This window comes from Methylotuvimicrobium buryatense 5G (genome assembly GCF_000341735.1).
Classification (GTDB): domain Bacteria; phylum Pseudomonadota; class Gammaproteobacteria; order Methylococcales; family Methylomonadaceae; genus Methylotuvimicrobium; species Methylotuvimicrobium buryatense.
In genome coordinates, this window is sequence record NZ_KB455575.1 from 4,020,884 (window position 1) to 4,033,657 (window position 12,774).

Genomic DNA, 12,774 nt, shown 5'->3' on the forward strand with positions numbered 1-12,774 from the left:
AGGATGGGTAGAGGCGGAAGCCGAAACCCATCGTTTTCATGCCTCCGATGGATATTTTGCCGGATAGAGGTCATAAACCCGTCCGAAACCTTTTAATGGTTCCCACGCTCTGCGTGGGAACCCAGGCGGGGACGCTCCAGCGTCCCCGAACCGCGGAGCGGTTCGGGCTGCATTCCCACGCCGGAGCGTGGGAACGATGGGATGTTGGGAGCCATCCGGCTCCCTGTGGGAGCGACGTCTTCGTCGCGATTTCGAAGCGCTGCAGGATGGGTTTCCGCTTCGCTGCTACCCATCCTGCAAGGCGGCTCTTGCGTAGGATGGGTAGAGGCGGAAGCCGAAACCCATCGTTTCACTTAAATTTGAATGCTTATGATGAATCGATACCGTTTAGTGTTTTTATTGATGGTCTGTTGCGGCGTGTCGGCACAGGGCGCGGACATACGCTTGAGCAGTCATCTGCAACGCTTGCAAGCCGAATTCCGTCAGCATAGCGCTGCCGGCAAACCCGTTCAGAGTTTCGTTTCCGCCGACCGAACGCTGTCGGTGATCGATCATCGCTATGTCGTGATCGACATTTCGGCAGCCGATTCGGCACAGGCCGAAACGCTGCTCGAACACTTGCAATCACTCGGCATGATGCACGCGGTCCGCTATAAACAACTCGTTTCCGGCGTGTTTCCGATTGAAAGCTTGCATGAGCTCGAAGGATTGTCCGGCGTCAATTGGGTGCAAGCATCGAGCGCATCGCGCCATGCGCTGGGACCGCCAGGCGGCTTGGCCTACAACGCGGCCGATGCGGCGATGTTCACCGATGTCGTGCGCAAACGCTATAACGTCGACGGCAGCGGCGTGACGATCGGCGTCTTGTCCGACAGCTACAACTGTTTGGATGGCGCGGCGGACGACGTGCTAAGCGGCGATCTGCCGGACGATGTCGTCGTGTTGCAGGACTATCCGTTTTGCGATGAGGGTTTAAGCGACGAAGGCCGGGCGATGATGCAATTGGTTTACGACATCGCTCCGGGGGCGAAGCAGATGTTTTATACCGCATGGATGGGCGCGGCCGGCTTTGCCCAAGGCATTCAGCGTTTGGCCGATGCCGGCGCCGATATCATCGTCGACGACATCGCATACCTGACCATGCCGATGTTCCAAGACGGGCCGATCGCGCAATCGGTCGACGAAGTCAAGGCGCGCGGCGTCGCTTATTTTTCTTCGGCGGGGAACATGGCCAGGCTGTCTTACGAAAACGATTTCGTGTCGGGCCGCGAGCCCTTGTCGTACGATACTGCGCATGATTTCGGCAAGGCGGCGGGGCAGGCTTCCGATTTTTATCAGAAAATCACAATACCTCAAAACACGGGTGTGCGCATCGTGTTGCAATGGGACGACCCGGCTGAAATCGCCGGCGGAGCAGGCGCGAAAACCGATCTGGATTTGTTTTTATTGGATCACAGCAAACGGCGCATCGTGACCAGCAGCCAGGACAGCAATATCGGACACAATCCGGTCGAGATTCTTGGCATCGAACACTCGATGGAAACGACCGAGTTTTATTTATATATCAGCCATCGGGCCGGGCCCGCGCCCAAGCATGTTAAATATGTAATGTTCGGCCCGCCCGCGCCTTGGCCGGATGCAAAAGAAGACGAATTGGTACAGCTTAGCGTGCAATTTAACAACGGCGCCCCGGCTTTGGTCATGCCCGATGGGCAAGTGATGCAGCGAGGCAAGGCCGTTGTCGTATTGGAACGTGAAATTGTCGAAATCAATACGCAAGAGAGACCTTTATTTCTGGGCAGCGACAGCAATGTTCTAATCGAATACAAAGACGAATTTCATCGCATCGGTGCACCCTATTTGTCTATTTGGTTCATTCCAGAAGGTTTCAAGGCCGCGTTGATCGGCCGCGAACTGATTCTTTACCGCGATATCGAAGATGTCGTGCCCTTGACTATCGACCACTACCCCACCCACAGCGGCACCGTTTACGGTCATGCCAACGCGGCCGGCGCGATGGCGGTCGGCGCGATTCCCTACGAGGAAACGCCGTGGTTCGGAACGCCGATTACAGACAGCAAAATTCAGTATTTTTCATCGGCGGGCGGCACGCCGATTTATTTCAATCGGGACGGTATCAGGCACAATCAGGCAGAACAGCGCCTTAAACCCGATATCGTCGCGCCCGATAATAGCGACACGACATTTTTCGGCAATGACAACGACGGCAGCGGCTTTCCCAATTTTACCGGCACCTCGGCAGCAGCGCCGAATGCCGCCGCCTTGGCGGGCTTATTGAAACAGGCGTTTCCGTTTTTAAGCCCCGATCAAGTTCATCTGGCGATGCGTAAAGGCAGCCTGGCGCTACACGATCCCGCAGGCAATGTTTCACAACCGGCTCCACCCAATCCGGACTGTGAATTCGCGGACGACTTCAACTGGGGGACCGGTTGCGGTCTGGTAAAGGCGGACCGGATTTTTAGCGAAGCCGGTAATGCGGCCGACTCCGTGTATTTAACCCTAAAGGCAATCGAGCCTCTCGTCATTGCCGGCCGCGAATTCGCCTATCGCTTCGAAGTGCACAATTTCAGCGGACAAACCTTGACCAATTTACAGGTAAGCGCCAAGGGTCTGCCGAAATTCCTCCGCTATCGCTACGTCGACGGCTGCCCGAGCTTCAACAGAAAGAAAGTCGAATGCAAACTCCCCGACTTGCCTTCCGGCGGCACGGCGGCTTTTAGCATCGGCGTGATGCCGAGAAACAATCCGACCCGGCGCTTACTGCTCGAAGCGGAAGTGTCGACCGACGCGCCGGTCGATTTAAGCGGCGCGCAAGCCGTGCTGGATATCGAACTACTGGCGGTGCCCGGCGATATCAACGGCGACGGCTGCGTGGACAAAGCCGATTGGCGCCGCCTGTTCAGCGCCTATCGACGGGGCGATCATAAACCGGCCTACGACTTGGACGGCGACGGCCTGGTCGGACAAAGCGATTTGCAGATATTGAAAACGCTCTACTCCAGACCGGGAGGTAGACGATGCCGTTGATAGCGACCGACAGAATCGACCGAATGCCCGCCCCGAAACGTCGCCAGCGAGGACTCACCCTAGTCGAACTGACCGTAACGCTGTTGATACTAACCGTACTGGCAACCATCGCGATACGCTCGACCAACGACCTAGGCTTTCAAGTGCGTTACGAACAAACCAAAGAACGCCTGGAAATGATCCGAAACGCAATCCTCGGCAATCCGAGGTTGATCATTAACGGCCAGCAAGCGATTAGCGGGTTTGTGGCGGATATGGGGCGGTTGCCGGGGAGCGTACGTGATCTACTTCAGGCCAGTGCTTGCATAGTTGGCGGTGTCGCTACTCAAAAATCTTTATTGGAGTGTGAAAGTGATGGTGGATCGTGGACATGGTTTGACACTCCGTGTACTGATGATGTTTCCACAACGCAAATAGATTGTTCGATAGCTGGTGGTCTCTGGCTTGGTTGGCAAATTCATTTGGAGTCAGGCTTAGGTTATGGATGGCGCGGCCCATATCTAAATGTGTCTGGTAATCCCGATGGCACGGATACATTTACTGATGGTTGGGGACGAACAGGAGTGGATAAACCCGGAACTCTTTCAATTGATGAGGCAATAAGCAATTATGGTTGGGAGTTGGAAAATACACCAAGTATCAACGATTTAAAAATTATCAGTTACGGAAAGGATCAAGTCTATGACGGTGGTAGTTGTTCAAATGATTTCAATTGTGATTTCTTCACGCAGATTCTAGTAAGCGATTATCAAAAAGATATTTTCCCCGGCATTACTGTGAAACTCCAAGGAAGAGTGTTTTCAATGGATAGTCATTGCAGCAATGCGTCTTATACAACTCGGGTAGATTGCGAAGCAGCTCAAGGAATATGGTATGGCGGATGTAGTGAAGGTATTCCGGGCTCTCCTAGTCCTAGTTATTCCAATAAAACAACTTGTGAAGCTGCTAGTAAAACATGGAAATCCTGCAGCCTAGCAGTCTATACAACACAAACTGACTGCGAAGATAATGATGGTATTTGGTATGGCGAGGGATATGGTTGTTCCGATGCAGCATATTCTAATAAAACGGCTTGTAAAGATGCAGATGCTAGTAATACATGGAATAGTTGTAGTGATAAAGATGAAGAGACTCGTGCTGGTTGTGAGGCTACAACACCAGCATCTAACTGGTTTGGGGATGGAGTGGCTGGCGAGTCAAGGTTGGTTTGCCTCAGGGTATATCATTATTCAAATGGATCAATAGACACACTTATTCCAACATCTACGCCAGTTATTTATGAAGATGGAGCAATACATAATTTAGTCTTCGATTTTCCAGTAAACAGTTTGATCAAAACAGGTGAAGCACGTATTGCAATTTATTACCAGAGAGGTGTTGATGGCTGCAAAACCACGATACCTTATCCCTGGGAAAGTAAGCCACAACCAATAACAATATATCCCAGAACTTCATTGCCAGTAATAAATTGGTAGAAAAACGATGGGTTTCGGCTTCCGCCTCTACCCATCCTGCAGCGCTTCGAAATCGCGACGAAGGCGTCGCTCCCACAAGGAGTCGGATCGCTCCCAACATTCCATCGTTCCCATGCTCCGGCGTGGGAATGCAGCCCGAACCGCTCCGCGGTTCGGGGGCGCTGGAGCGTCCCCGCCTGGGTTCCCACGCCGGAGCGTGGGAACCATTAAAACGTTTCGGACGGGTTTATGATCTCTATCCGGCAAGATATCCGTCGGCGAGGCGAAAAACGATGGGTTTCGGCTTCCGCCTCTACCCATCCTACGCAAGAGCCACCTTGTAGGATGGGTAGCAGCGAAGCGGAAACCCATCATGGGTTCCCGCAAACGGCAGGAAACCCGTTCGGCAGCATGTATTTTGAGGATTTGAGCGAATGAAACGATGTTCTTGTTTTTTGCAACGCGGTTTGACGTTGTTGGAGTTGAGTGTTGTCTTGCTGGTGTTGATTGCGCTGGCCGGGTTGATGGTGCCTTATGTCGTCGGCACCGGGCAAATGGCGATGTGCCGGGCGACCGATGCGTCGATGACGGTTGTGAAAGAGGCAATCATGGGTGGTTCTGCGGGGCCGGGTTATTACATGGATACTTTGGGCCATTATCCTTCACCAAAAGACAATCCCGATCATAAATATGGCTTGCATTATTTATTCGTGGCTGGAGGTCGGGATAAATATAATCCCAAGACCGCAGTCGGTTTGCGAGATCCGTATTTATCGACCGGTGGCAGATCAACTGATCAATATCATGCCAGCTTCGGCGCTGTTTTTGATTCGTCGAGCAATCCAAACGGTACGGTGCATATCGATCACAATGATCTGGACCTAGATTTGTATCATGTATTCGACGCCTGGGGCAGACCGATTGTTCTACAAGTTCCAATCGATACCAGCGACTCAGAAGATCCCTTTAAATACGCGCGGTTGGTTTCGGCGGGACCTGGGCATGGGCTTGGGCCAAAAGACGCCGCAATTGATACCACGATTAGCAATCTAGATGCCTCCGACCGCAACGACGACCGGGTGCTTTATCTACGCATGCCCGATCCCGGTCGTAATGAGCCTTGCGATAACTATTAACACTGTTGCGGGTTCTGGCGGCACTGACCTGCGCGACATTATTTTCGACCGAGAAGGATTGACAGTATGGAACATGACTTAGAAGCGTTAATTAACCAAGCGAATCAAATTATTCTGGGTAAGGATCGGCAAATTCGATTGGCGGTGTGTTGTTTGCTGGCCAAAGGGCATTTGTTGATCGAGGATTTACCCGGCGTGGGGAAGACGACTTTGTCGCATGCGCTGGCTAAATTATTCGGTATGGATTATCAGCGTTTGCAATTTACCAGCGATCTGTTGCCGGCGGATATTATCGGTTCGTCGGTGTTTATGGCGAATGAGCATGCGTTTAAGTTTCATCCCGGCCCGATTTTCAGGCAAATGATCTTGGCCGATGAAATCAATCGCGCTTCGCCGAAGGCGCAAAGCGCTTTGCTCGAGGCGATGGAGGAACGGCAAGTAACGGTAGACGGCGAAACGTATGCTTTGCCCGAGTTGTTTTTTGTGATCGCCACGCAAAACCCGAATCATCATGTGGGTACGTTTTCTTTGCCCGAGTCGCAATTAGACCGGTTTTTGATGCGGATCGAGCTGGGTTATCCGGATCATCGCGCCGAGTTGTCGTTGTTGTCCGGCGAGGCGCGCTATCGCTTGCTTGAGGATTTGCCGGTGATGATGCCGGCAGAGCGTTTGTTGCAGTTGCAGGATCAAGTGGCGCGCGTGTATGCCTCGCCGGCTTTGTTGAATTATGTGTTGGCGGTCGTGACGTTTACTCGGCAATCCGATCAGTATCATTGCGGTTTATCGCCTCGGGCCGGTTTGGCTTTGCTGAACGCGGCTAAGGCTTGGGCGTTGTTGGCCAATCGCGACGCGGTGTTGCCCGAAGATGTGCAAGCGGTATTGCCGGCGGTTGCGGGGCACCGGATTCGTTCCGGGGTGGGGAATTCGGAGGCTATCGTGGCGCCGATTTTACAAAACGTGCCGGTGGTTTAAGTGCTGTCTTTACCTGCCGCCGACGCTCCGGTAAATGAAAGTTTGAGACGTGGGGGAGGGTGCGGTCACTCGCCCGACAGGACGCCGTGAACCCAGCACCTAAATTATCCAAGATAGTTAACCATAGCCAATGGGCTATGGAATTTAGGTGCTGGGTGAATACGTCCATGTAGGCTCGACGGCGGCTTTTCCTGCCGCCGACGCCTGTCGGTCGAGCAACCGAACCCTCTTCGGAACCGGTATCTGAGCAGGACGGGGTTTAAACCCCGTCCTAAACGTTTCGCCCGTGGCCAAAGCAAACCGAAAGTAACTATTCAGTCCCCCGGAAATTATCGTTCCCACGCTCTGCGTGGGAATGCCTGAGTACCGCTCCAGCGGTACGAGACGCTAGAGCGTCTCGGTTTTCATTTCCACGCCGGAGCGTGGGAACGATAGGGGCTGTGAATAATTACAACCGAAATGTTTGGAGCAAATCGAAACGTTCGGAGCGGGTTGAATAACCCGCCCCGCGCTCATCGTTATACATAAATTGTAGGGTACGCTGCGCGTACCAAAGCCGTGCCCTGACGGTTCGGCTGGCGCATGAACATCGAGGGGTTACCATGGTACGCACAGCGTACCCTACGCGGATCAACTAGCGTTAGGTGTGGGATATCCAAGGGTGTTAAGTGACAATAAATGGTATCGAGGTCTCATTGGTTAAGATTGCGAAAGGTATATTTTGAAACGAATTACGGTTAGAGGTGTGGGATGAACGCAGATCTAGCGTCATTGAAGCAAGGTTTCGGGTTCGGGCGTTTTTTCAGGCGGGGCGAGTCTGCGAGCGGTCCGTTGGAGTTGACGCGGCGGCGGGTTTTTATTTTGCCGACGCAGCGGGGGCTGAGCTTGGTTTATACCATTGTGTTATTGTTGTTGATCGCTCTGATTTATAACAATAATTTGGTGTACGGCTTGGCGTTTTTTCTGGCTAGCCTATTTTTTGTGTCGATTTTGCATACCTATCGGGCGCTGGCCGGGTTGGTGGTAAAAACCGGTTATGCGGCCCCGGTTTTTGCCGGCGAATCGGCGGGTTTGTCATTGACGGTGAGTAATCCGACGGACACTCGACGCTATGCTTTGTCGGCGCATCTGGAAAACGAGTCGGTTTTCGATTTGGAGGCTCGGCAAAGTAAAACGCTCACCTTATATATGCGTACTCAACAACGCGGTTGGCATTCGATTGGCGCGATAACGCTGGCCAGTCATTATCCGTTGGGTCTTTTCCGGGCCTGGTCGCCGCTGCGCTTTAGCGATCGGATTTTGGTTTATCCGAAGCCGGCTCGGGATGTCGTGCCTTTTCCGGACGCAAGCGGGTCTGACGCAGCCGGGCAGAGCGTTAGCGACCGCGGCGGGCAAGACGATTTTATCGGCACTCGCGAATATCAGGCGGGAGATTTGTTGCGCCAGATTCATTGGAAGGCTTATGCCAAGGGTCAAGGCTTGTTGTCTAAACAATATGCCGGCGAGTCGGTCGGCACCGAGTTGTGGTTGGATTATGGGCAGGCTTTCGGGGAGCGAACCGAAGATCGTTTGAGCAGTTTATGCCGCTGGATTTTGGATGCCGATACGGCCGGTTTGCGTTATGGCTTGCGTTTGCCGGGCTGCCGTATTCCGCCGGATCACGGTGCTTCGCATCGAGCCCGCTGCTTGAAGGCTTTGGCTCTTTTTGAGGGCGAGCGATCATGAATGCAGGTATCTTGCGAGGCTTGTTATTTGCGGTCGCTTTGATCGTGCTGCCTCACGTCGGTCATATTCCGCCGCTTTTATCCGTATTTTTTGGGGTGTTGTGGTTTTGGCGTTTTTGCGGTATTCGTTATCCGAATTGTCTGCCTAAGGGCATGGCTGCTTCGGTGTTGATGTTGGTCGGTATCGGTTTGCTGGTCGCTCATCATCGAGGCGAATGGGGGATCGGTAGCGGTACGGCCTTGTTTGTGACGGCCTTGGGCTTGAAGTTGTTGGAGTTGAATAAGCCGCGCGATGTTTATTTGATTGCTTATTTGGGCTTTATCGTCATTGCCGCTCAGTTTTTGTATTGGCAAAACATCGTTGCCGCCGTTTATGGTTTGTCGGTCAGTTTGTTGTTGTTGGCCTGTTTGGTCGCCGTGAATCAGCATGGCCGTCTGTTTCGCGTCGATGTATTGCGCAGGATTTCGTATTTGTTTTTGCAGGCCCTGCCGATGACGGCAATTTTATTCATGGTGTTCCCTCGGGTGCAGGCGCCTGCCTGGGCATTTTTGAATGACGATAAGCATCGGGCGCAGTCGGGCCTCGGCGATATTTTGGAGCCGGGCGCTTTCGATCAATTGGCTTTGTCGCCCAAACTGGCGTTCCGGGTCAAGTTTGACGGGGCGATGCCGCCTAAGGATCAATTGTATTGGCGCGGCCCGGTGTTTAGTTTTACCGACGGTGTTCGGTGGCGCAGGTCTACTAATGCTCATGCCAAGTATTATCAAGAACCCTTGCAGGTATCCGGTCAATCGTATGCCTATCGCTTGTTGCTGGAACCGCAAGCTCACTCATGGGTGTATGGGCTGGAGATGCCCGTCGAGTTTGATGACTCGTTGCGGCGCGATGCCAATTATCAGTTGCTTAGTCGGGTTCGGAGCGAGGAGGCCGCCGAATTTAAGCTGGTGTCTTATTCGCACTACAACACCGGTCGTATTACGCGTTCGGAGTATGCGGAAAACCGGCAATTACCCGGCGAGCCTTCCGTTGAAGTCGAGTCTTTGGTTCGGCAATTACACGGTTTTGACGAGGCGCCCGAGCGGTATTTGAATAATGTGTTGGCGTGGTTTCGGCGGCAGGGTTTTCAATACAGTCTGACACCGCCTTTGATGCCGGATCGTCCGATTGAAACATTTTTGTTCGAGGCCAAAACGGGTTTTTGCAATCACTATGCGACGGCGTTTGTTTATTTATTGAGGGTCGCCGATATTCCGGCCCGTGTGGTTACGGGTTATCAGGGCGGCGAGTTCAATAAAATCGGCCGATTTTTAGAAGTCCGGCAATCGGATGCGCATGCCTGGGCTGAGGTTTGGCTGGACGGCAAGGGTTGGGTTCGGGTCGATCCTACGAGTGCCGTTATGCCGGTTCAGACCTCGCAAGATTCGCTTAGGGATGAGCGTTCGGAGTTCGGAGAGGCGGGCGCGGCGCCCATTGACCGGGAAATTCGAGATTCCTGGTCCGATTTGAAGCCGGTCGAGCAGTTTTGGAATAGTTTGGAATATTACTGGCAGCGCTGGATCGTGAGTTATGGCAGCGGAACGCGTAGCGATCTGTTGAATCGCCTTCATCTGAAGCATTGGCAAGAGGTGTTGTTCGGCTTGCTGGCCGTATGGCTTGCGGTGATGTTGATTTTGGCGGGTATGTTGTTGAGGCCTTGGGGCAAGCGTGACGATCCGGTGGTGAAATTGTATCGGAAATTTTGCCGGAAAATGACCCGGTTGGGCGTGGAGAGAGCAAGCAGCGAAGGACCGATCGATTTTGCGCAAAGAGCAAAGGTGCATTGTCCGGAATTGGCGCGCGATATCGATGAGATTACCGAGATATTCGTTAGATTGAAATATCAGCGTGCGGATTCGGACGGCGATTTTAGGCGCTTGAGAAGGAAGGTTTCGGGGTTGCGATGTTGAATTCGGAAGGGCTACGCAAGAGCGACCCTGTAGGATGGGTAGCAGCGAAGCGGAAACCCATCATGGGTTCCCACAAACGGCAAAAAACATTACGGTCGGATTGATAACACCCGTCCGGCGGGAAAACCGGCGGCGAGGCGAAAAACGATGGGTTTCGGCTTCCGCCTCTACCCATCCTACGCAAGAGCGACCTTGTAGGATGGGTAGCAGCGAAGCGGAAACCCATCACGGGTACCCGCAAACGGCAAAAAAGCATTGCGACCGGATTGATAACACCCGTCCGGCAGGAAAACCGGCGGCGGCGAAAAACGATGGGTTTCGGCTTCCGCCTCTACCCATCCTACGCAAGAGCGACCCTGTTGGATGGATTGTTACCTACCGACTTCATGCCAAATAAATCCTCTCCAATGCACTGCGCGAGACATTGCCGCGTGAGTCTTCGGCTTCGATGTAGTAGCGCACATTGCCTGCCCCGACCGGTAAGGACGCGGTGCAATAATCGGCCGATACCGAGGCGCCGGTGTGGCTTGGATATGGGCCGTGATTGTTGAGATCTAGGCGTTTCTCGCCGGAAGCTGTGCGCAGTACGAGTGTCGAGCGCTTCAGGCCCGATAGATCGTGGATGAAAGTATGCAACGTGGCTTCTCTCGGCGCGGCTTTAAGACAACCCTGTCCCCAACAATCGCCGCCCGGGTTTTCCGGCGTAACCCAGGGGGCGAAAATGGTAGGTCCGGTGCTGTCGCCGACTTGTTTAACGGCGCTGCCGAGTAATTGCCAGCCTTTATTGGCCGCTTCGGTGACTTGTTTATCCCAGACGTCCTGACCGGTCCAATACCAGTAACAGCTGGTTTCGGCCGTGAGCATCAAGCGCGAGGCTTCTTGCAGCGCGGCATGTTCCGGCGCGCTGTCTTCGATCGTATGCACGAGGTTTTGCAGTGCCGTTAGAACGGCCCACGAGTTTAGGTCCGGTGAGTAGGGTTGGTCGTAGCGGCTGAACCATTTCATGAATTGCGGATCGCCGTTATCGGCACCGCTCCAGGAGCCGGGTTCGATATGCACGGCCTGAGCCGGGTCGGGCGGGAAACGCTGCAAATAATCCTCGCTGGTGGTCAGTTCGAAGCGCGGGTCTTGATGCAGCCAGCGCACCAGTTCGCCGGTGTTGTGATGATAATAACTGTCGGCACCGCCTCCGTGATTGTCGCCGTCTGAATGGAGCAGAAAAAAAGGCGGATGTTTCGGATCGAAACTGCCGGTTTCGACGATTCGATCGTAAACCTGACCGAGTACGTCAGCATATTGTAAGGCGCCGAAGCCGCCCCGGGCGTCTTCGTTGCCGATGTAGCGCTCGGCCGGAATGCCGATGATTTTATGAATCTTGCCGTCAGGGTCTTCGTAGGCGATATATTCGGGCCGCATCAGGCTTGGAGAAATTTTCGAGCCGGCCCAGATGTTGTGCAGTTGCAGCCAATCGTCGATCGGCGGGTTGACTTGTTCCGCGGGGTTGGGCGGCAGCATGCCTTCGTTGATACCGGCGTAAGGATAGTCGCGGCAGGCGCGGTAGCGGTGGATGGAATCGTAGATCACCGCCTCGATGCCTGCCTCCTTCAGTGCCGGAATCATGCGTACATGGAAGGCGGTCTCCGGGGGAAACAAGACTTTGGAGGCTTCGGCTCCGAAGTGGGCGCGTATGGCGTCTTGGTGCCACTGAATGTGGCGCACGATGTTGCGCTCCGGGATCAGCGCCATCAGCGGATGAAAGTAGCCGAACGCGGAAAAAGCCATGCGGGGATTGCCGAGTGCGGTTTTGGCGCCGGCGATGCCGCGCAACTCGTTTTTCCAGCCAGAGAAACGGCCGCCGCACAAGCCTTGCGCTTCGCAGCGATCGAGTTGTTCGATCAGCGAACCGCTCCAGCTGGTGGATAGGCCGGCATGCGGCAAGTTTCCTTCGTCATATTGGCGCACCGCGGCCGGTAGGAAACCGGTGTAATTGCCGACGCGGGAGCCGAAGATCTCGTCTTTTTCGCCATCCCAATAATCGGGGTCGGCCGCGCGGTAATAAGGTTGGTGCATGTGTTTGTGAATGCTGAAGTACACCTTGATGCCGTCTGCAATCTCTATTTTTCGTGCGGCGCGGGGAGGAGCTTCTAGCCGGAGATCTCGGTAGACTTTGATCCAGTCGTCTCCTCCGGCCCGGCTCAAGTCGGCCTGGCGGCAGCCTTCGATCTGTATATGGATGTGATTTGCGGCAAATAAACCGGCCGGTATCTTTGCGGTATAAATATAGCCGCCTTTGTCGTCGGCCCGGCTGCCGATCGCCTCATCCTTTATGATTTTTTGCCGGCCTTCGCCATGCAATATCACTTGGGGAAACGGGATTATGCCGTCGGCGCGAAAGCTGATCTCGAATGATGGATTTTTTCCCGAGGCATCGCAAGCAAGCGATTCGGGGCAATTGATATCCGATAGTTTGGAAAAAATACTCATCTTTATGTC

At 53.8% G+C, this 12,774-nt stretch carries 7 protein-coding genes; 6 read left to right on the forward strand and 1 reads right to left on the reverse strand.

What is annotated here, in order from left to right; translation table 11 throughout:
- The first annotated feature begins 369 nt into the window (after positions 1 to 369).
- The 6 genes from METBU_RS25475 to METBU_RS0118100 all read left to right on the forward strand — a co-directional run bounded on the left by METBU_RS25475 (position 370) and on the right by METBU_RS0118100 (position 10,281).
- The gene (locus METBU_RS25475; protein ID WP_175421707.1) at positions 370 to 3,048 is read left to right on the forward strand and encodes a S8 family serine peptidase; all 2,679 of its coding nucleotides are present in this window, start codon (positions 370 to 372) and stop codon (positions 3,046 to 3,048) included.
- Positions 3,039 to 4,523, forward strand: a complete 1,485-nt coding sequence (locus METBU_RS0118075; protein ID WP_017841961.1) for a type II secretion system protein — start codon at positions 3,039 to 3,041, stop codon at positions 4,521 to 4,523. The genes METBU_RS25475 and METBU_RS0118075 overlap by 10 nt, the downstream gene beginning before the upstream one ends.
- Before the next feature lie 413 nt (positions 4,524 to 4,936).
- On the forward strand, positions 4,937 to 5,638 hold the full coding sequence (locus METBU_RS24665) for a hypothetical protein (protein WP_014146991.1): 702 nt from the start codon (positions 4,937 to 4,939) through the stop codon (positions 5,636 to 5,638).
- A 66-nt stretch (positions 5,639 to 5,704) separates the two neighbouring features.
- Positions 5,705 to 6,610, forward strand: coding sequence for an AAA family ATPase (locus METBU_RS0118090; protein WP_014146992.1), 906 nt, complete (start codon positions 5,705 to 5,707; stop codon positions 6,608 to 6,610).
- Positions 6,611 to 7,360: 750 nt separating this feature from the next.
- On the forward strand, positions 7,361 to 8,335 hold the full coding sequence (locus tag METBU_RS0118095; protein WP_017841963.1) for a DUF58 domain-containing protein: 975 nt from the start codon (positions 7,361 to 7,363) through the stop codon (positions 8,333 to 8,335).
- The gene (locus tag METBU_RS0118100; protein ID WP_017841964.1) at positions 8,332 to 10,281 is read left to right on the forward strand and encodes a transglutaminase TgpA family protein; all 1,950 of its coding nucleotides are present in this window, start codon (positions 8,332 to 8,334) and stop codon (positions 10,279 to 10,281) included. The genes METBU_RS0118095 and METBU_RS0118100 overlap by 4 nt, the downstream gene beginning before the upstream one ends.
- A 384-nt stretch (positions 10,282 to 10,665) precedes the next feature.
- Here METBU_RS0118100 and METBU_RS0118110 read toward each other — a convergent pair whose 3' ends face one another.
- On the reverse strand, positions 10,666 to 12,765 hold the full coding sequence (locus METBU_RS0118110) for a polysaccharide deacetylase family protein (RefSeq protein WP_017841966.1): 2,100 nt from the start codon (positions 12,763 to 12,765) through the stop codon (positions 10,666 to 10,668).
- Positions 12,766 to 12,774 lie beyond the last annotated feature (9 nt).

Excerpts from the sequence above, each read along its gene's own strand:
- METBU_RS24665 (WP_014146991.1), top strand. The coding sequence starts at position 4,937 with ATGAAACGATGTTCTTGTTTTTTGCAACGCGGTTTGACGTTGTTGGAG.
- METBU_RS25475 (WP_175421707.1), top strand. The coding sequence starts at position 370 with ATGATGAATCGATACCGTTTAGTGTTTTTATTGATGGTCTGTTGCGGC.
- METBU_RS0118075 (WP_017841961.1), top strand. The coding sequence starts at position 3,039 with ATGCCGTTGATAGCGACCGACAGAATCGACCGAATGCCCGCCCCGAAA.
- METBU_RS0118100 (WP_017841964.1), top strand. The coding sequence starts at position 8,332 with ATGAATGCAGGTATCTTGCGAGGCTTGTTATTTGCGGTCGCTTTGATC.
- METBU_RS0118110 (WP_017841966.1), bottom strand. The coding sequence starts at position 12,765 with ATGAGTATTTTTTCCAAACTATCGGATATCAATTGCCCCGAATCGCTT.
- METBU_RS0118095 (WP_017841963.1), top strand. The coding sequence starts at position 7,361 with ATGAACGCAGATCTAGCGTCATTGAAGCAAGGTTTCGGGTTCGGGCGT.
- METBU_RS0118090 (WP_014146992.1), top strand. The coding sequence starts at position 5,705 with ATGGAACATGACTTAGAAGCGTTAATTAACCAAGCGAATCAAATTATT.